At 67.8% G+C, this 17,995-nt stretch carries 17 protein-coding genes; 8 read left to right on the top strand and 9 right to left on the bottom strand.

What is annotated here, in order from left to right:
* Positions 1–86 precede the first annotated feature (86 nt).
* Entirely contained in the window at positions 87–1,589 is a 1,503-nt protein-coding gene (gene miaB, locus ACWZJV_RS18055) for a tRNA (N6-isopentenyl adenosine(37)-C2)-methylthiotransferase MiaB (RefSeq protein WP_008362580.1), read from the bottom strand.
* 158 nt (positions 1,590–1,747) lie between these two features.
* On the opposite strand from miaB, the gene ACWZJV_RS18050 reads away from it, so the two are divergent.
* From ACWZJV_RS18050 to ACWZJV_RS18035, 4 genes are all read left to right on the top strand, one after another.
* Positions 1,748–2,524, top strand: coding sequence for an amino acid ABC transporter ATP-binding protein (locus tag ACWZJV_RS18050; protein WP_374221690.1), 777 nt, complete (start codon positions 1,748–1,750; stop codon positions 2,522–2,524).
* A 76-nt stretch (positions 2,525–2,600) separates the two neighbouring features.
* Positions 2,601–3,419, top strand: coding sequence for a glutamate ABC transporter substrate-binding protein (locus ACWZJV_RS18045; RefSeq protein ID WP_008362584.1), 819 nt, complete (start codon positions 2,601–2,603; stop codon positions 3,417–3,419).
* 73 nt (positions 3,420–3,492) lie between these two features.
* The gene (locus ACWZJV_RS18040) at positions 3,493–4,182 is read left to right on the top strand and encodes an amino acid ABC transporter permease (protein WP_008362586.1); all 690 of its coding nucleotides are present in this window, start codon (positions 3,493–3,495) and stop codon (positions 4,180–4,182) included.
* Positions 4,182–5,069: an amino acid ABC transporter permease gene (locus ACWZJV_RS18035; protein WP_457177603.1), complete on the top strand. Its 888-nt coding sequence runs from the start codon at positions 4,182–4,184 to the stop codon at positions 5,067–5,069. The genes ACWZJV_RS18040 and ACWZJV_RS18035 overlap by 1 nt, the downstream gene beginning before the upstream one ends.
* A 65-nt stretch (positions 5,070–5,134) precedes the next feature.
* Here ACWZJV_RS18035 and ACWZJV_RS18030 read toward each other — a convergent pair whose 3' ends face one another.
* The 4 genes from ACWZJV_RS18030 to ACWZJV_RS18015 all read right to left on the bottom strand — a co-directional run bounded on the left by ACWZJV_RS18030 (position 5,135) and on the right by ACWZJV_RS18015 (position 7,243).
* Positions 5,135–5,602: a hotdog fold domain-containing protein gene (locus tag ACWZJV_RS18030; RefSeq protein ID WP_008362589.1), complete on the bottom strand. Its 468-nt coding sequence runs from the start codon at positions 5,600–5,602 to the stop codon at positions 5,135–5,137.
* A gap of 49 nt (positions 5,603–5,651) precedes the next feature.
* On the bottom strand, positions 5,652–5,918 hold the full coding sequence (locus ACWZJV_RS18025) for a metal-sensitive transcriptional regulator (RefSeq protein WP_008362591.1): 267 nt from the start codon (positions 5,916–5,918) through the stop codon (positions 5,652–5,654).
* Positions 5,919–6,068: 150 nt separating this feature from the next.
* Positions 6,069–6,449, bottom strand: a complete 381-nt coding sequence (locus tag ACWZJV_RS18020; RefSeq protein WP_008362593.1) for a VOC family protein — start codon at positions 6,447–6,449, stop codon at positions 6,069–6,071.
* The gene (locus ACWZJV_RS18015) at positions 6,446–7,243 is read right to left on the bottom strand and encodes a methyltransferase domain-containing protein (protein ID WP_008362595.1); all 798 of its coding nucleotides are present in this window, start codon (positions 7,241–7,243) and stop codon (positions 6,446–6,448) included. The genes ACWZJV_RS18020 and ACWZJV_RS18015 overlap by 4 nt, the downstream gene beginning before the upstream one ends.
* Positions 7,244–7,352: 109 nt before the next feature.
* On the opposite strand from ACWZJV_RS18015, the gene ACWZJV_RS18010 reads away from it, so the two are divergent.
* A complete protein-coding gene (locus tag ACWZJV_RS18010; RefSeq protein WP_008362597.1) occupies positions 7,353–7,841 on the top strand; it encodes a MarR family winged helix-turn-helix transcriptional regulator in 489 nt (162 codons plus the stop codon).
* A 39-nt stretch (positions 7,842–7,880) separates the two neighbouring features.
* Here ACWZJV_RS18010 and ACWZJV_RS18005 read toward each other — a convergent pair whose 3' ends face one another.
* A complete protein-coding gene (locus ACWZJV_RS18005) occupies positions 7,881–9,674 on the bottom strand; it encodes an ABC-F family ATP-binding cassette domain-containing protein (RefSeq protein WP_457177600.1) in 1,794 nt (597 codons plus the stop codon).
* Positions 9,675–9,781: 107 nt separating this feature from the next.
* On the opposite strand from ACWZJV_RS18005, the gene ACWZJV_RS18000 reads away from it, so the two are divergent.
* Together ACWZJV_RS18000 and ACWZJV_RS17995 are read left to right on the top strand one after the other, a co-directional pair.
* Positions 9,782–11,044 (top strand): TetR/AcrR family transcriptional regulator, encoded by a 1,263-nt coding sequence (locus ACWZJV_RS18000; RefSeq protein ID WP_457177598.1) that lies wholly within the window; start codon positions 9,782–9,784, stop codon positions 11,042–11,044.
* Positions 11,045–11,265: 221 nt separating this feature from the next.
* On the top strand, positions 11,266–12,078 hold the full coding sequence (locus ACWZJV_RS17995; RefSeq protein WP_008362600.1) for an IclR family transcriptional regulator: 813 nt from the start codon (positions 11,266–11,268) through the stop codon (positions 12,076–12,078).
* Between the two features lie 127 nt (positions 12,079–12,205).
* Here ACWZJV_RS17995 and ACWZJV_RS17990 read toward each other — a convergent pair whose 3' ends face one another.
* From ACWZJV_RS17990 to ACWZJV_RS17980, 3 genes are read right to left on the bottom strand one after another with little or no spacing between them, the layout of a single operon-like run.
* On the bottom strand, positions 12,206–13,108 hold the full coding sequence (locus ACWZJV_RS17990) for a 4-(cytidine 5'-diphospho)-2-C-methyl-D-erythritol kinase (protein WP_457177596.1): 903 nt from the start codon (positions 13,106–13,108) through the stop codon (positions 12,206–12,208).
* Positions 13,105–13,974, bottom strand: coding sequence for a 16S rRNA (adenine(1518)-N(6)/adenine(1519)-N(6))-dimethyltransferase RsmA (gene rsmA, locus ACWZJV_RS17985; RefSeq protein WP_457177594.1), 870 nt, complete (start codon positions 13,972–13,974; stop codon positions 13,105–13,107). Before rsmA ends, ACWZJV_RS17990 begins: the two co-directional genes overlap by 4 nt.
* 34 nt (positions 13,975–14,008) lie before the next feature.
* Positions 14,009–15,103, bottom strand: a complete 1,095-nt coding sequence (locus ACWZJV_RS17980; RefSeq protein ID WP_457177592.1) for a ubiquitin-like domain-containing protein — start codon at positions 15,101–15,103, stop codon at positions 14,009–14,011.
* 546 nt (positions 15,104–15,649) lie between these two features.
* Here ACWZJV_RS17980 and ACWZJV_RS17975 point away from each other — a divergent pair.
* Complete coding sequence (locus ACWZJV_RS17975; protein WP_457177590.1) at positions 15,650–17,980, top strand: immune inhibitor A domain-containing protein; 2,331 nt, start codon at positions 15,650–15,652, stop codon at positions 17,978–17,980.
* Positions 17,981–17,995 lie beyond the last annotated feature (15 nt).

Here is a 17,995-nt window from a genome sequence, read left to right as displayed (position 1 = left end):
CAAGTTGCCTCAGGCTAGGACAGAAATACCCTCGGGGGAACGGCGTTACGGAGAATTTGCTGTTCGAGTAACGTGACGCCGCACGATCAGCCGCAGGCGGGTGCAGCGGGCAGCGGAGCAGGTACGCCGACCGACGGCATGCCGAGTCCCACCGAAGGCGTCTCAGGCTCGGTCCGGCCCTGGCGCAGCTCCCAGGCGTCGCCGGAACGGGTGCGCCGCACCTCGAGCACCGGGTTGTCGGCCACCAGGTGGTGCGGAGCGGCGTAGGTGATCTCGACCTTCACCATGTCGCCGGGACGTACGCCCTCGGCACCGGCCGCATTGAAGTGGACGAGCCGGTTGTCGGGAGCACGACCGGAGAGGCGGTGGGTCTCGGCGTCCTTGCGGCCCTCGCCCTCGGCGACCATCAGCTCGAGCGTACGTCCGACGTTCTTCTTGTTCTCCTCGTAGGCGATCTCGTTGACGAGGTCGACGAGGCGGCCGTAGCGGTCCTTGACGACCTCGGGCGAGATCTGGTCGGGGAGATCGGCGGCAGGGGTGCCGGGACGCTTGGAGTACTGGAACGTGAAAGCGGAGGCGAACCGCGACTCGCGCACCACGTCGAGGGTGGCCTGGAAGTCCTCCTCGGTCTCCCCCGGGAAGCCGACGATGATGTCGGTGGTGATCGCCGCGTGCGGGATCGCCTCCCGGACCCGCTCGATGATGCCGAGGAACTTGGTCGACCGGTAGGAGCGGCGCATCGCCTTCAGCACGCGGTCGGAGCCGGACTGCAGCGGCATGTGCAGCGACGGCATCACGTTGGGGGTCTCGGCCATCGCCTCGATGACGTCGTCGGTGAACTCCGCGGGGTGCGGGCTGGTGAACCGAACGCGTTCCAGCCCCTCGATCTCGCCGCACGCACGCAGCAGCTTGGAGAACGCCTGCCGGTCGCCGAACTCGACGCCGTAGGCGTTGACGTTCTGGCCCAGCAGGGTCACCTCGGTGACGCCCTCGGCGACCAGCGCCTCGATCTCGGCGAGGATCTCGCCCGGTCGCCGGTCCTTCTCCTTGCCGCGCAGGCTCGGGACGATGCAGAACGTGCAGGTGTTGTTGCAGCCGACGCTGACCGACACCCAGGCGGCGTAGGCCGACTCGCGCTTGGTGGGCAGCGTGGACGGGAAGACCTCGAGGGACTCCAGGATCTCGACCTGGGCCTCCTCCTGCACCCGGGCCCGCTCGAGCAGGACCGGGAGCGACCCGATGTTGTGCGTGCCGAACACCACGTCGACGTACGGCGCCTTCTCGGTGATCGTCGCCCGGTCCTTCTGCGCGAGGCAGCCGCCGACGGCGATCTGGAGGTCGGGGTTGGCCTCCTTGATCGGGGCCAGGTGGGAGAGGTTGCCGTAGAGCTTGTTGTCGGCGTTCTCCCGGACCGCGCAGGTGTTGAAGACGACCACGTCGGCCTGCGTGCCCTCGGTCGCCTTGAGGTAGCCCGCATCCTCGAGCAGCCCGGAGAGGCGCTCGGAGTCGTGGACGTTCATCTGGCAGCCGTAGGTGCGGACTTCGTACGTACGGGCCGTTGCGGAGCCAGAGGCGATCGACGTAGTCATAGCGCCCTCAAGCGTACGACCGCAGGGGCCGCGCGGAGGAATCCAGCGCGGATGGCGGTGGCGGTCCGGCGTACTGAATCTTGTTGGTTATCTGCTTGTAACCGATACCGGGGACCAAGTCATGGATGTGCAATGCAGGATGTGGTTAGGTCTGCGGCATGACCGTGCTTGACACAGATCCCACCAGCGCACCTTCGGGAGACGCCCTGGTGGTGCTCGACCATGTCGACAAGCACTACGGCGACCTGCACGTGCTCCAGGACATCAACCTGGAGATCAAGCGTGGCGAGGTCGTCGTGGTGATCGGGCCCTCGGGCTCCGGGAAGTCGACCCTCTGCCGCACGATCAACCGGCTGGAGACGATCGACTCGGGCACGATCACGCTCGACGGCAAGGAGCTCCCCGCGGAGGGCAAGGGCCTGGCCAAGCTGCGCGCCGAGGTCGGGATGGTCTTCCAGAGCTTCAACCTCTTCGCCCACAAGACGATCCTGCAGAACGTCACGCTCGGCCCGATGAAGGTGCGCAAGCTCAAGAAGGCCGACGCCGAGGCCGAGGCGAAGAAGCTGCTCGACCGCGTGGGCGTCGGCGCCCAGGCCGCGAAGTATCCGGCGCAGCTCTCCGGCGGCCAGCAGCAGCGCGTCGCGATCGCCCGGGCGCTGGCGATGAAGCCGCAGGTGATGCTCTTCGACGAGCCGACCTCCGCCCTCGACCCGGAGATGGTCAAGGAGGTGCTCGACGTCATGGTCAGCCTCGCCAAGGAGGGCATGACGATGATCGTGGTCACCCACGAGATGGGCTTCGCCCGGGTCGCCGCCGACCGCGTCGTCTTCATGGCCGACGGCCAGATCGTCGAGTCCAACACCCCTGCCGAGTTCTTCGACAACCCGCAGTCCGAGCGCGCCAAGGACTTCCTCGGCAAGATCCTCAAACACTGAACGTACGTCTCGGGTGAGCCGCTGAGCTCGCGAACCCTGCAATGCACCAACACTCATATCCCAGAAGGTGGATTCGATGAAGTTCAAGAAGATCGCCGCGGTCGTGGGCGCCCTTGCGCTCGCCGGCTCGCTCGCTGCCTGTGGCGGCAGCGACGACACCGGCTCCGACGCCGGCGGCGACAAGATCAAGATCGGCATCAAGTTCGACCAGCCGGGTCTCGGCTTCAAGGAGGCCGACGGCTCCTACTCGGGCTTCGACGTCGACATGGCGACCTACATCGCCGAGGGCCTCGGCTACGAGGGCGACCAGATCGAGTTCGTCGAGGCCGTCTCCGCCAACCGCGAGACCTTCCTCAAGGACGGCACCGTCGACATGATCCTGGCGACCTACTCGATCACCGACGAGCGCAAGGCCGAGGTCGACTTCGCCGGTCCGTACTACATCGCCGGTCAGGACCTCCTGGTCGCCGCCGACAACACCGACATCACCGGCCCCGACACGCTCGACGGCAAGAAGCTCTGCTCGGTGACCGGCTCGACCTCGGCCCAGAAGGTCAAGGACGAGTACGCCAAGGGCGTCCAGCTGCAGGAGTTCGACACCTACAGCAAGTGCGTCACCGCGATCGAGGGCGGCCAGCTCGACGCGATGACCACCGACGACATCATCCTCGCGGGCTACGCCCAGCAGGACCCGGGCAAGTTCAAGATCGTCGGCGCCCCGTTCTCAGAGGAGAACTACGGCGTCGGTCTGCCCAAGGGCAGCAAGGACCGCGACAAGATCAACGACCTGATCGAGCAGTCCTTCGAGGACGGCGCCTGGGAGAAGGCGTTCAACGACAACCTCGGTGAGTCCGGCTACGAGCTGCCGGAGCCGCCGGCGGTCGACCGCTACTGAGTGACCCACGGGGCAGGGGAGTCCGCTCCCCTGCCCCGTCGGCACGTCCAGCGCAAGAAATTTGGAAGGACCAATGGACCTCATCTCCGAGAGCGGGTCAGTCATCCTGACCTCGTTCGGGCTGACCTTGAGACTCGCCATCTTCAGCGGCATCTTCTCGCTGCTGCTCGGCGTGGTGCTCGCGACGTTCCGGGTCTCACCGGTTCCCGTGCTGCGCTGGATCGGCTCGGCCGTCGTCTACACGTTCCGCAACACTCCGCTGACCCTGGTCATGTTCTTCACGCTCTTCGGACTGAGCTACCAGCTCGGCGTCAGCTTCGACAAGGAACTGCTCTACCGGAACAACTTCTGGCTGGCAGTCCTGGCGCTCAGCGTCTACACCTCGACGTTCGTGTGTGAGGTGCTCCGTTCGGGCATCAACACGGTGCCGCTCGGACAGGCCGAGGCGGCCCGTGCGATCGGGCTGACCTTCACCCAAAACCTTCGTCTGATCGTGCTGCCCCAGGCGCTGCGGTCGGTGATCAACCCCCTCGCCAGCGTCCTGATCGCGATGACCAAGAACACGACGGTCGCCGTCACCATCGGCGTCACCACCGCCACCATGGTCAACGAGGCCTCGGGGCAGATGAAGTCGCTGATGGAGCGCAACTCCGACCAGATCCTGCTGATCTTCATCATCTTCGCGGTCGGCTTCATGATCCTGACCCTGCCCATCGGCTTCGTCGCCGGCTGGGCCGCCAAGCGATTCGCGGTGATCCGATAATGAGCGCCTCAGTTCTGTACGACGCCCCCGGCCCGCGCGGCAAGGCGCTCAACTGGGTCTACTCGGCCTTCGCCCTCGTGGTCCTGGCCTGGGTGGCCTGGATCGTCTACTCCAAGTTCGACGAGACCGGCCAGTGGGCTGCCGACAAGTGGAAGCCATTCCTCGAGGCGCCGGTCTGGGAGAACTTCCTCATCCCCGGTCTCCTGGGCACGCTGAGCGCCTTCGCGGCCGGTGCGGTGCTCGCGCTCGCGTTCGGGTTCGTCTTCGCAGTCGGCCGCCTCTCGCAGAGCCGGCTCATCAGCGTCCCCAGTGCCGTGGTCGTGGAGTTCTTCCGGGCGATCCCGATGCTGCTGCTGATGATGTTCATCTACTTCGCCCAGAGCGGCATGCTCGGCCTCGAGACCAGCGTCTTCTGGGCGGTCGTCCTCGGTCTCATGCTCTACAACGGCTCGGTGCTGGCCGAGGTGATCCGTGCCGGCGTGAACGCCCTGCCGAAGGGGCAGTCGGAGGCCGGTGTCGCGATCGGGCTCTCGCCCGGCCAGGTGATGCGTACGATCCTGCTGCCGCAGGCCGTGCGCTCGATGCTGCCAGCGATCATCGCTCAGCTCGTGGTGCTCCTCAAGGACACCGCGCTCGGCTACATCCTCGCCTACGACGAGCTGCTCAACCAGATCAACAAGATCGAGGGCAACTACGACAACCTGATCCCCGCGGCGATCGTCGTGGCGCTGATCTACATCTCGATCAACACGATCCTCGGTCTCGTGGCCAACTTCGTCGAAGCCCGTACGCGGCGAGTCGCTCACACCGCCGGCCCCGTCGGCACCGCGGAGGACCCGGACGTGCAGACCGCGACGGCGGCCGGAATGCCGGGTGGCGCCGCCTGACGCGGTCATGGACAGACAAAGCGGCCCGCTGCCCCTCGGGGCAGCGGGCCGTTGCGTACCTGCTGCTACTTCTTCTTCGGGGTCACCCAGAGGTTGATGGTGCCCTCGATGACGACAGTGCCGTCCTCCCGGATGCCCTTGACCCGGACGGCGAGGTCGCCGTCGGCGGTCTCCCAGTCCTCCTGGTCGGTCTCCGCGATGCAGGTGATGTCGGAGGTCGCCTTCGCGGTGTAGGAGACGGTCATCCCCTTGGGGATCCAGCGCTTGTCGCGCGGGATGGTGACCTCCGCAAGGGCACCCATCGCCATCTCGAGACCGTTGCACAGCGCGATGGCGTGAACGGTCCCGATGTGGTTGTGGTTGCCCTTGCGGTTGGGCACGATGACCTCGGCGTAGTTGGGCCGCAGCTGGTTGACCAGCGGGTGGATGGACCCGAAGTACGGCGCCTTCTTCGCGAATGCAACCGAGAATGCTCGCTTGCCCACAACCGGCACGCGGTTGAAGGACTTCCAGAGGTCGTAGAGCTGGCTCATGCCGGTCAGGTTACCCGAGGGTAACCCCCTCCCCTCTCCTGGCCCGAGATCAGGAGAGGGAGAGGAAGACCTTCTCGAGCTCCTCGATCTGCTCCGGGCGGTCTCCGTCGGCGTGCGCACGGCGCAGCTCGTTGGAGAGCAGCGCGAAGGCTGCCTTGTCGAGGGCGCGGGTCACTGCTTTGAGCTGGCCGACCACATCGGCGAGCTCGCGGCCGTCTTCGATCATGCGGAGCACGCCACCGAGCTGGCCCTGAGCCCGGCGGACTCGATTGACCACGCTCGTCGTCTCCGCGTCCCGAGGTTGGGGGACGGTCACGTCGTCAGTCAAAGTCTTGCCTTCCATCGTTTCTGGCATCGTTCCTGGCATCGTTGTTGTATCCCCCGGGGGACAACGGTCCAGACCAGTTGGCGTTACGGTTCTTTTTGCTTGATTCCAGTTTTCGCCTACATGGACCAGAAGTTCGTGCTAAACGGCGGTCGGCCACACGATCTCGACGCGGTTGCCGAAGGGATCACGGACATGGAAGCGCTGGAACCCGTCGGCGTTGTGGCGCTGGCTCCAGTCGACGTCGAAGCCCAGCTGCGCGAGCTTCGCCCCCAGCGCCTCCAGCTCTGCCTCGGTCTCGACGGCCAGGGCGGGATGAGCCTTCACCGGCGGCCGGTGCGGATCCTCGACCCCGAGATGGATCTCGGCGCCGCCCGGCGATCGGAACCAGGCGCCCCCTCGCTTCGCCAGCTCGGCCGGCTTCGGCACCTCGGTCAGCCCGAGCCCGTCGGCGTAGAACGTCCTGGCCTCGTCCTCGCGGCCGGCGGGCATGCCGACCTGTACGTGGTGGATGCGCATCATGCCGCCAGCCTGCGGGCGACCACGAAGACGCGGCGGAACGGGAGCAGGACGAAACTGTTTCCTACGGAATCATTTCGTACGGGATATGCCTGTACCAGACGGTTCTTGAGCTCCTCGGCGAACGGCTCGAAGAGCCCGGCCTTCTCCAGCGCGGCCGCGGTGGGCCGCAGGCTCGTTCCGGCGATCCAGGTGAAGACCGGATCCTCACCGGTCAGCACGTGCAGGTAGGTCGTCTCCCAGGCATCGACCGCGAAGCCCTCGTTCACGAGCACGTCGTAGTAGTCGGCCGGATCGTGCGACCCGGGCGCCTCGAGGTGGCCGGCGTGCTCGGCGTACGGCTCCTCCGCCGCCAGCTCCTCGCGGAGCCGGTGACTGGGCTCGTCGAAGTTGCCCGGGACCTGGAAGGCGAACCAGCCGTCGTCGCTCACGGCACGGGCGAGCGCCGGCAACAGCTCCAGGTGGCCGGGAACCCACTGCAGAGTCGCGTTGGAGAGGAGTACGTCGACAGACCCCGGCGCCGCCGAGTCGGCCCAGTCGCGAAGGTCCGCCACCGCGAAGTCGACACCGTCGACGGTCGAGCGGGCCTTGTCGATCATCGCAGAGCTGGAGTCGAGGCCGACGACCCTCGCTCCCGGCCAGCGTCCCGCCGCCAGGGCGGTCAGGTTGCCAGGACCGCAGCCCAGGTCGACCACCGACTTCGGCTGGTCCGCGGCGACCCGGCGGAGCAGGTCACCGAAGGGCCGGCCTCGCTCATCGGAGTAGGTCAGATAGCGCTCGGGGTCCCATGCGGTCATGGCGTACGTCCTCTCGATTTCTCTTGATGTCAAGATATTCCGATCGTCCTCCCGACTTGTCTCGATGTCAAGATTCTCGATGAGGCGAACTTGGGCTACGCTCGACGCCATGCGCGACGAAGTCGACGACCTGAGCGAGGCTTGGGCACACGAGCGGCCCGATCTCGACCTGGGGCCTGTGGAGATCTTCTCGCGTCTCTCCCGCCTCTCGCGCCACCTCGACCTGGCTCGACGTGACGCGTTCTCCGGGTCCGGGATCGAGTCCTGGGAGTTCGACGTGCTCGCCGCGCTGCGGCGTGCAGGCGACCCCTACGAGCTCTCCCCCGGCCGGCTGCTGCGCGAGACCCTGGTGACCAGCGGCACCATGACCAACCGCGTCGACCGGCTCGCCTCGCGCGGCCTGGTCGAGCGGCTGCCGGACCCGGCGGACCGCCGCGGCGTGCTCGTGCGCCTCACCCCCGACGGCAAGGCGACCGTCGACAGCGCCTTCGAAGCCCTGCTCGCGGCCGAGCGGGAGTTCCTCGACGGCCTCTCCGCCGACCAGCAGAGCCAGCTCACCGATCTGCTGCGCCGGCTGCTGGTCCCCTTCTCGTCCTGACCAAGGCCGCGAGCCGCCGACCAGCACTCCCCGAAGGGGCTACTCAAGCACCTCGGCCGCCTCGAGCCACTCCAGCTCGAGGTCGTCCTTCTCGGCGGCGAGCTGGTCCAGCTCGGCGCTGAGCTCGGCGAGGCGGGTGTAGTCGTTGACGGCCTCGGCCATCGCGAGCTCGAGCTTCTGCTGCTGCTCGCCGATCCGCTCGAGCTGCTTGTCGATCCGAGCGATGACCTTCTTCGCGGCTCGCTCCTCGGCCGAGCCGGGCTTCGCCTTCGCCGCGCCCGCCGATGACGTCTCGGCCGACGCGAGCGACGCCTCGGCCTGCGGGGCCGACGCCTCGGCAGGGATCGGGAGGCGGCGCTCGAGATACTCGTCGACGCCGCGCGGCAGCATCGAGATCTGGCCGTCGCCGAGGAGCGCCCAGATGGAGTCGGTGACGCGCTCGAGGAAGTAGCGGTCGTGGGAGACCACGATCAGGGTGCCGGGCCAGGCGTCGAGGAAGTCCTCGAGCACGTTGAGCGTCTCGATGTCGAGGTCGTTGGTCGGCTCGTCGAGCAGCAGGACGTTCGGCTCGGTCAGGAGCAGACGCAGCAGCTGGAAGCGGCGGCGCTCACCACCGGAGAGGTCGCCGATGCGGGTGACCAGCTTGTCGCCGGTGAAGCCGAAGCGCTCGAGCATCGAGGTCGCCGAGAGCTCCTGGCCGTCGGTCGTCTTGGTCACCCGCCTGATCGACTCCACCGTCGGCAGCACCCGGGCCTCGGGGTCGAGGTCGTCGAGCTGCTGGGTCAGGTGCTGGAGCGCGATGGTGCGGCCGTGGCGTACCTTCCCCGCCGCAGGCGCCAGGGACCCGTCCAGCAGGGACAGCATCGAGGTCTTGCCGGCGCCGTTGACGCCGACGATGCCGATCCGGTCGCCCGGACCGATCCGCCAGGTGGCGTGCGACAGCAGCTGCCGCTCACCGCGGTAGAGGTCGACGTCCTCGACGTCGATGACGTCCTTGCCGAGCCGCTGGGTGGCGAACTTCTGCAGCTCGAAGCGGTCGCGCGGCGGAGGTACGTCCTCGATGAGCTGGTTGGCGGCGTCAATGCGGAACTTCGGCTTGGACGTACGTGCCGGGGCACCGCGGCGCAGCCAGGCCAGCTCCTTGCGGACCAGGTTCTGGCGGCGTACCTCAGAGGCCGCCGCCTGGCGCTGCCTCTCGGCCTTCGCAAGCACGAAAGCGGCATAGCCACCCTCGTAGGCGTCGACCTGGCCGTCGTGGACCTCCCAGGTGAACTGGCACACGGCGTCGAGGAACCAGCGGTCGTGGGTGACCACGACGAGCGCGGAGGTGCGCGCGGCCAGGTGGGAGGCGAGCCAGGCCACCGCCTCGACGTCGAGGTGGTTGGTGGGCTCGTCGAGCACGATCAGGTCGTGCTCCCCGAGCAGCAGCTCGGCCAGCGCACAGCGACGACGCTCACCACCGGACAGTCCCATCACCGCCCGGTCGAGATCGATCCCGGCCAGCAGCTGCTCGACGATCTCGCGCAGCGCGGGCACCCCGGCCCACTCGTGGTCCGAGCGGCCACCGAGCACCGCCTCGCGGACGGTGTGGGAGTCGACGAGCTGGTCACCCTGGTGCAGGAACCCCACGAGCAGGCCACGCTGGCGCGAGACCCGGCCGGAGTCGGGCTCCTCCAGACCGGTCATCACCTGCAGCAGCGTCGTCTTCCCGTCACCGTTGCGGCCGACGATGCCGACCCGGTCGCCGGCGTTGATGCCGAGGGAGACGTCGTCGAGGAGGGGCCGGATGCCGTAGGCCTTGGAGACGTGCTCGAGGTTGAGGAGGTTCGCCATATCGCCTCCCATTGTCCCCGAGGGCGGTGAGGCGGCCTGCATCGCGGCGGCCATCCAGTGGCACACCGAGCGGACGAAGAGCCCCTGACCTGCCTAGACTGCGTGCAATGGTCGAGAAGACGCTCCGCGAGCACACCCACGGCTCGCGTCAGATGATCCTCGAAGCAGCGCTCCGCCTGGCGGCCGAGCGTGGCTATGTCGGCACGACGATGGCGCTGGTCCGGCGCGCGACCGGTCTCCCGCCGTCCTCCCTCTACTGGCACTTCCCCAACAAGGATCAGCTTCTCGCCGACGCGCTCGAGCACGGCTACACCCGCTGGCACCGGGCCGTGCCCCGATGGGAGGAGACGCCCAGCAAGGGCGACCTGCGCGAAGGGCTGCTGGCCAATCTGCGGCGTACGACCTCGGACACCCGCGACGCCAACGCCGACTGGTGGCGGATGGGCCTGATGCTCGCCCTCGAGTCCGGACCGACGGTCGGCGACGGCCCCCGGCAGCGCTTCCTCCAGATCCGCACGCAGACGCTGGCCGGCTTCGAGCTGTGGTGGTCCGGGGCGGTCGACCTTCCGCCCGCCCACATCGAGACCCTCGCGCGGCTGACCCTCGCCGCCCACGACGGCCTCTTCATCCACGTCCAGACCGATGCGTACGCCGCGCTCGACCCGCTCCGGCAGCGGCTCGCCGACGGGCTGGCCGAGGTCGCCGACCACCTCCGGAAGCAGGACCCGGCGGCCGTCCCGGAGGACGTGGACCTGCCGCCGGCGACCTTCGAGGGCAGGAGCAGCAGCCGCGAGAAGCTCGTCGCGGCCGCGCTGGAGGTCGCTGCGGAGAGCGGCTACGAGGGCGCCTCGATCAGCCGGATCTGCGCCGCGGCGAAGCTGCCGGCCTCCTCGGTCTACTGGCACTTCGCGAACAAGGACGACCTGTTCTCGGCTGCGGTGGACGACTCCTACCGCGCCTGGAGCAGCGCGCAGTCCTCGTGGCTGCCGCCGAGCGCCGACTGCGACTGGTCGACCGAGCTCCCCCGGATGCTGAAGCCGCTGGTGGCCAGCCTCCGCCGGCTGCCGCCGTTCCTGCGGATCGGCCTGATGCTGGTGCTTCCCAAGCGCCCCGAGCCGCTGCCCGGCCGCGACCGTTTCCTCGCCGTACGCCTCCAGTCGCGCGCCGACTTCGCCGGCTGGTTCCGCGGAGCCCTCGGCGACGACGCGGCGGAGCATGCCGAGGAGATGGCCGCGCTAGTGCTCGTGATCGCAGACGGACTCCTCTTCGCCGAGGCGCTCGACAGCGCCGACATGCCACCGGCCACGACCTCGGATCTGCTGGCGCGACTGGTCACGGCAACGCCGATTCATGCACAGATGAGCCACTGAGCTACTACCGTAGACCCACAGAGGGTTTACGAGGCTAACGGTCGAAAACGCATCGAAATGGGTGCTGTGTCATCTATTTCCGCAGGTCAGGAATGAGATTTATCCAACATTTCCGCCACAACCTCCGGAACGATCGTTACAGTGACTGCTGTCACAGAGAGTCGGGGCCACCAGATCCCCCCATCGCGGTGTGTCTTCGACTCAGTAAAGGAGATCCCCCCATGAGCGTCTCTGCTATCCCCACCCTGGCTAGTCAGCACGACCATGAAGGCGCCCCGAGGACGACCTCCTCGGCGACCCCGTCTGCGACGAAGGCCCTCCAGATCCTGGAGGCATTTCTCGGAGCCGGCCCGAAGCTCGGTGTCAGCGAGATCGCACGCACCGCGGGCCTACCCAAGTCGACCGCCTTCCGCCTCCTGCGTCACCTCGAGCAGAGCGGATACGTGGAGCGCACCGGCCGGCACTACGTGCTCGGGCGTCGCCTCTTCGAGCTCGGCAACGCGGTGCAGATCTGCCGCCCGCAGGGCATCCGCGAGACCGCGATGCCGCATCTGGCCGAGCTCTACGTGGCCACCGGCAAGACCGTCCACCTCGCCATCCTCGAGGGCACCGACATCGTCATCCTGGAGAAGATCACCGGACGCGGTGGCATCCAGCCCGATACGTACGTCGGCGGGCGAGCGCCCGCAGCCTGCTCCGCCCTCGGCAAGGCGATCCTCTCCTTCAGCGACCGCAACCACATCGCGGCCGTGCTGGAGTCGGGCCTGGTGAGGCGCACCCGCCACTCGCACGGCGACCCGGCGAAGTTCCTCGCCGAGCTCCGCCGCGCCAACAGCGAGCGCATCGCCTTCGACCGCGAGGAGGCCCAGCTCGGCATCGTCTGCGCCGCGGTCCCGATCATGATCGAGGGCCGTGCGATCGCTGCCGTCTCCGTCTCCGGCAGCGCCGCCGGGTTCAACGCCGCCAGCATCACCCGACACCTGCGCCGCGCCGCCGCCGCGATCTCCGACGAGGTCGTCTCCAGCGCCGCCTGACCTCGGCCGAGGCGTCACGTACGCCGGCCGAGGCGTCGACTAGGTCGGTCGAGGCGTCATGCGCTGACGTCTCGACCTGCCTACCTGACGTCTCGGCCGACGCGGCTGACGTCTCGGCAGGGTCGGGTCAGTAGGTGACCACGTGGGCGCCGGCGACCGGGCCCGGGGCGGTCCAGACGCGGTCGTAGTCCTTGGCCTGCATCGCTCCAGCGACCTCGCGGGCGTGGGCGGCGTCGCGGCAGAGCAACAGGATCGTCGGGCCGGAGCCGGAGAGCTGGACGGCCAGTGCACCGGCCTCCTCGCCGTCGGCGAAGGTCTGGGCGAGGTCGGGACGCAGCGCGAGCGCCGGGGCCCGCAGGTCGTTGGTGAGCGCCTCGGCGAGGAGGTCGGGGTCGCCCTTCTCCAGCGCCATGAGCAGACGCTCGGGCACCTGCGGGTCGCCGATCTCGGTACCGGTGTGCTCGTCGAACGCGCGGTAGACCGACGGCGTCGAGAGCCCCTGCTCGTTGCCGACGGCGACCCACCACCAGGCGCCGTTGTCGGTGACCGGCTCGACGATCTCGCCGCGGCCACCGCCGACGGCGGTGGCGCCGATGAGCGCGAAGGGTACGTCGGAGCCCAGCTGCCCCGCCAGCGCCAGCAGATCCTCGTCGGAGGTCTCCAGCGACCACAGACGGTCGAGGGCGACGAGCGTCGCGGCGGCGTCGGCCGAACCGCCGGCGAGGCCGCCGGCGACCGGGATGCCCTTGTGGATCTCGATCCTCGCCGCCTTGTCGACGCCGTGGTGGGCGGTGAGAGCCTTGCCGGCCCGCACGACGATGTTGTCGTCGCCGGTCGGGACCTCCCCGAGCGCGATGTGGTCCTCAGCGGTGACCGCGACCTGCCACTCGCCGGCCTCGCTCACGGTGACGTCGTCGTAGAGCCCGATCGCGTGGTAGACGGTCGCCAGCGGGTGGTACCCGTCCTCACGAACAGGACCCACGCCGAGGTGCAGGTTGAACTTCGCGGCCGCACGGACGGTGATCGTCATGAGGGAACCTTCTGGAGCGATTCGGTGATGCGTACGAAGTCCGCGATGGTCAGCGACTCCCCACGCGCCAGCGGGTCGATGCCGGCCGCGACGAGCGCCTTCTCGGCCGCGTCGGCGGAGCCGGCCAGCGGCTTGAGTACGCCGCGCAGCGCCTTGCGACGCTGCGCGAACGCGGCGTCGATGACCGCGAAGACCTCTTCGCGGGAGACCTCTGTCGACGGCGGCTCGCGGTGGCTCCAGTAGACGAGACCGGAGTCGACGTTGGGGGCCGGCCAGAAGACGTTGCGGCCGATCGCTCCGGCGCGGCGTACGTCGGCGTACCAGGCAGCCTTGACGGACGGGACGCCGTAGACCTTGGAGCCGGGCTTGGCGGCCAGCCGGTCGGCGACCTCGGCCTGCACCATGACCAGCCCGTGGCGCAGCGAGGGCAGCAGGGACATCAGGTGCAGCAGGACCGGGACCGAGACGTTGTAGGGCAGGTTGGCGACCAGCGCCGTGGGCGGCGGGCCGGGGACGGAGTCGACACGGAGGGCGTCGGCGCGGATCAGGCTGAAGGCGTCGGCCTGGTCAGGGGCGTACTCCTCGATGGTCCGCGGCAGCCGCTCGGCCAGGACCTCGTCGATCTCGATCGCAGTGACCCTGGCGCCCGTCTCGAGGATGGCGAGGGTGAGCGACCCCAGGCCGGGGCCGACCTCCACGACGACATCGGAGGAGTCGACGCCGGACTCGCGCACGATCCGGCGCACGGTGTTGGCGTCGATGACGAAGTTCTGACCGCGCTGCTTGGTCGGGCGCAGATCGAGCTCGGATGCGAGCGACCGCACCTCCGCCGGGCCCAACAGGCGCGGCGGGGTGCGGTCGGTCATGGGTACAGACTATGGCCCGAAGGCCGAAACAGCCTTACTGCGGCAGACCGAGCTGCTGCGAGCAGTGCGGCCAGGAGCCGTAGCCACCGTTGGCGTCGCGGACCTTCGTCGCGATCGCGATCTGGGCCTCACGGCTGTTCTCGTGCGGGTAGCCGGAGCCGCCGTAGGCCTGCCAGGTCTGCAGGTTGAACTGCAGACCGCCGTAGTAGCCGTTGCCGGTGTTGATCGCCCAGTTGCCACCGGACTCACACTGCGCGAGCTGGTCCCAGACGGTGCTGCCACCGGCGAAGTTGGCCGCGGGGGCCTCCTTCTCCTTGGTGCCGACCTTGACGATGCGCGGCTCGGCCTCCTCGATCACGTTCTGCTCGAGGACCTTCTTGGAGACGGCCCGGCCGTTCTTGTAGAAGACGCGGTAGGTCACCGAACGGAGACCGTCGGAGCCTTCCTCGACGACCTCGGTCTCCCCCTCGTACATCGACGAGTCCTCGCGCTCCTCGACCGGCGCCTCGACCTTCTCGCGGGCGACCTTCTGGATCTTGGCGGAGAAGTCGGTGAAGACGATCTTCTGACCGGTCTTCAGGGCCTTGTCGGAGGCCGGGGAGACCTTGTCCCGGCGCTCGAGCTCGACACCGAGGTCCTCGAGCGCGTCGCCGACGGTCAGCGCGGTCACGCTGACCTTCGTGGTCTTCCTCCCGGCCAGCGCGACCGTGACGGTCTTCGGCGTGATGACGTCGAGCGACATCCCGTCGCGGCCGATGTAGGCGCCGCGGCTGGTCGAGAGCTCGGCCCGGTCGTAGTCACGGCCGAGCTCGGCGAGAGCCCCGCCTACGGTCGTGGCGGTCACCCAGTGGTCCTGGGACTTGCCGTCGACCTCGAGGCTCAGCTGCCGGGCGTAGCGGACGCTGATGGCGCTGCCGTCCTCGACCTCGGTGTCGACCGACGGGGCGACGGCGTCACGGTCGCCGATCTCGATGCCTTGCGCCTCGAGGACCTCTCCGACGGTGTCGGCGTGGACGCTGACGTCCTTGGCCTTGCCGTCGACCGAGAGGATGACGTCGGTCTGGGAGGACTTGACCCCGTATGCGGTGCCGCCTGCCGCGACGACTGCGGCGGCGAGTCCGCCGACCAACAGGGCCTTACGGCGACGGGTGGATGCGATGTTACGAACCCATGAGGTGGTGCTGCTGACGGGCACAATGCTCCGATGTTCGTGCTCCCCGGGCACGGGCGCACGGTGTTGCGAGATCTGGTGATCTACGCGCTGAGGCCCACCCCCAACACCGTCCGGATCTATCCCGACCCCGGCTTTCTCGCCGGACAGCGGAACAAATGCGGGCGGTCAAATGCAAGTCCTGTGCCCACTCCGCAGGCAATATCAAGCATGCAATCTTGGCATCAAATGAGTGCCAGAGCGCCCTGTCAATACCTGTCGTAGCGAATGACAGCCGTGCGATTCATCACGTCGAAATCGCAGGTCAAGCGGGCTGATCACGGTCGCTGTCGTAATCCCGCCACGAAATATCGGGCCCACTGGCCAATAGGCGACAAATCCTTTACAGGTAACTCCGTTGCTTGGTGTTGTACTCCGAAGCCATCTCTGTCGTGATGGCCCGTCGTGCCGGTCAGTTCTCGGGGAAGGCAGATGTGCGCGATGTCACCAGACTCCGGAGGAACGATGAACAAGCGCGTTTTCAGCGCCCTCGCCGCAGTTGCGGTCGTGGGAGTGACGCCGGTTGTCCTCTCCCCCTCGACGGCCACCGCCGCCGAGGAGACCAGGACCCCGGCTTCCGCCAGCGTGAAGCAGAAGATCGACAACAAGCCAGATGCACTCCACACCAAGCGCACCGAGCTGAAGCAGGCCGCTGCCGAGGCCCTCGCCACGGGTGAGAAGAAGACCGTCACCAAGAACGGCAGTGAAGTCGTCAAGATGGGCAAGGGCGACAACACCCGCTGGGTCGAGCACCAGCCGACCGAGAAGTCCCAGCTGCTCAGCTTCCTGGTGGAGTTCGGCGAGGGCGGCAACCCGGCGTTCCCCGACAACACCTCGGGCCCGCTCCACAACGAGATCGAGGCTCCGGAGGAGGGCGACAACTCCACCTACTGGGAGTCCGACTTCTCGCGGGCCCACTACCAGGACATGTTCTTCAACGAGGACGCGCGCGCTGAGTCCTTCCACAACGTCTACAAGGAGATGTCGAGCGGCCGCTTCGACCTCCAGGGTGACACCAGCGACTGGGTGAAGCTCCCGCACGCCGCGTCCTACTACCAGAGCGAGACCGGCGACGAGACCGCCAGCTCGATGAAGAACTTCATCCAGGACAGCGCCAACGCCTGGTACGACGCCCAGAAGGCCGCCGGCAAGACCGACGCCGAGATCGTGTCCTACCTGAAGGACTACGACATCTGGGACCGCTACGACATCGACGGTGACGGCAACTTCAACGAGGCCGACGGCTACATCGACCACTTCCAGGCGATCCACTCCGGCGAGGGCGAGGAGGCCGGCGCCGACCCGTGGGCCATCTGGTCGCACCGCTGGGCCGCGAACGCCTCCGGCTCCGACGGTCCGTCGAACTTCCCGAAGGTCGGCGGCGTACAGATCGGCAACACCGACATCTGGATCCGTGACTACACCACGGAGCCGGAGAACGGCGGTCTGGGCGTCTTCGCGCACGAGTTCGGCCACGACCTCGGTCTGCCGGACTTCTACGACACCGCCGGCGGCGAGAACGGCACCGGCTTCTGGACCCTGATGAGCTCCGGCTCGTGGCTGGGTCACGGTGACGGCGCGATCGGCACCACCCCGAACCACATGGGTGCCCCGGAGAAGCTCTTCCTCGGCTGGCTCAACTACGACACCGTCGAGGCCGGCACCGCCAAGAAGCTCGCGCTCGGCCCGTCGTACCACGACACCGGTGCCAAGACGCCGCAGGCGCTGATCGTCAACCTGCCCGACGGCGAGAAGACGTACGACGCCGGCGACGGTTCCTCCGGGCGCTCGTTCCTCTACTCGGGCAAGGGCGACGACCGTACGGCCACCGCTGTCAGCCCGTCGATCACCGTCCCCGCGGGCGGCACGCTGTCGGCGAAGGTGAAGTACGACCTCGAGGCGGAGTACGACTTCACCTTCCTGGAGGCCTCCACCGACGGCGGCACCACCTGGTCGACCCCGCTGGCGACGAACCTGTCCTCGGCCGAGTACAACAACGGCATCCACGGCACCTCGGACAGCTCCTGCACCGGCAACTGCGCGACCAAGGACCCGGTCGAGTGGACCAACCTGACCGCTGACCTGTCCGCGTACGCCGGTCAGAACGTGAAGCTCCGCTTCCGCACCGCCAACGACGGTGGCCTGCACTACTACGGCTTCGCGATCGACGACCTGGCCGTCGGCTCGGCCTACACGACGGACTTCTCGTCCTTCGACGGCTGGACGGTGAACAAGTACTTCGAGCTCACCGACGGCACCTACACCCTGCCGTACAAGCACTTCTACATCGCCGAGAACCGGCAGTACAAGGGCTACGACAAGACGCTGGCCGAGGGTCCGTACAACTTCGGCTACGCCGTCACCGCGCCGGACAAGGTCGACCACTACCGCTACCAGGACGGCCTGCTGGTCTGGTACCAGAACGGTCTCTACACCGACAACAACACCTCCGCCCACCCCGGTGGTGGCCAGGCACTGATCGTCGACGCCACGGCCGGCGTCCAGAAGTGGTCGAACGGCGCCCTGTCCCGTAACCGGATCCAGGGCTACGACTCGACCTTCGACGTGGACCGCACCAACGCGCTCCACCTGGAGAGCGAGATCGCCGGCGCTCCGAACAACGTCCTCGACATTCCGTCGCGGAAGGGTGTCTCCACCTTCTTCGACAGCTCGGAGACGGCCTACTGGAACGCCGACAACCCCCGCCACTCGACCAAGACGGCCGGTAGCGGCGTGAAGATCCAGGTGCTCTCCTCCGACGAGAGGGCCGGCATCATGAAGATCAGCGTCTCCTGACCTGACTCAGCCGTG

Source organism: Nocardioides sp. WG-D5 (assembly GCF_054031175.1).
Note: the sequence above shows the minus strand (reverse complement) of the source record. Positions and strands in the feature narration are given on the sequence as shown.

Bases quoted from the DNA above. Each gene is read 5' to 3' on its own strand.
- ACWZJV_RS18010 (WP_008362597.1), top strand. From the start codon at position 7,353: ATGCGCGACGAAGTCGACGACCTGAGCGAGGCTTGGGCACACGAGCGG.
- ACWZJV_RS18000 (WP_457177598.1), top strand. From the start codon at position 9,782: ATGGTCGAGAAGACGCTCCGCGAGCACACCCACGGCTCGCGTCAGATG.
- ACWZJV_RS17975 (WP_457177590.1), top strand. From the start codon at position 15,650: ATGAACAAGCGCGTTTTCAGCGCCCTCGCCGCAGTTGCGGTCGTGGGA.
- miaB (WP_008362580.1), bottom strand. From the start codon at position 1,589: ATGACTACGTCGATCGCCTCTGGCTCCGCAACGGCCCGTACGTACGAA.
- ACWZJV_RS18030 (WP_008362589.1), bottom strand. From the start codon at position 5,602: ATGAGCCAGCTCTACGACCTCTGGAAGTCCTTCAACCGCGTGCCGGTT.
- ACWZJV_RS17995 (WP_008362600.1), top strand. From the start codon at position 11,266: ATGAGCGTCTCTGCTATCCCCACCCTGGCTAGTCAGCACGACCATGAA.
- ACWZJV_RS18020 (WP_008362593.1), bottom strand. From the start codon at position 6,449: ATGATGCGCATCCACCACGTACAGGTCGGCATGCCCGCCGGCCGCGAG.
- ACWZJV_RS18015 (WP_008362595.1), bottom strand. From the start codon at position 7,243: ATGACCGCATGGGACCCCGAGCGCTATCTGACCTACTCCGATGAGCGA.
- ACWZJV_RS18005 (WP_457177600.1), bottom strand. From the start codon at position 9,674: ATGGCGAACCTCCTCAACCTCGAGCACGTCTCCAAGGCCTACGGCATC.
- ACWZJV_RS17990 (WP_457177596.1), bottom strand. From the start codon at position 13,108: ATGACGATCACCGTCCGTGCGGCCGCGAAGTTCAACCTGCACCTCGGC.
- ACWZJV_RS18035 (WP_457177603.1), top strand. From the start codon at position 4,182: ATGAGCGCCTCAGTTCTGTACGACGCCCCCGGCCCGCGCGGCAAGGCG.
- rsmA (WP_457177594.1), bottom strand. From the start codon at position 13,974: ATGACCGACCGCACCCCGCCGCGCCTGTTGGGCCCGGCGGAGGTGCGG.
- ACWZJV_RS18040 (WP_008362586.1), top strand. From the start codon at position 3,493: ATGGACCTCATCTCCGAGAGCGGGTCAGTCATCCTGACCTCGTTCGGG.
- ACWZJV_RS18050 (WP_374221690.1), top strand. From the start codon at position 1,748: ATGACCGTGCTTGACACAGATCCCACCAGCGCACCTTCGGGAGACGCC.
- ACWZJV_RS18045 (WP_008362584.1), top strand. From the start codon at position 2,601: ATGAAGTTCAAGAAGATCGCCGCGGTCGTGGGCGCCCTTGCGCTCGCC.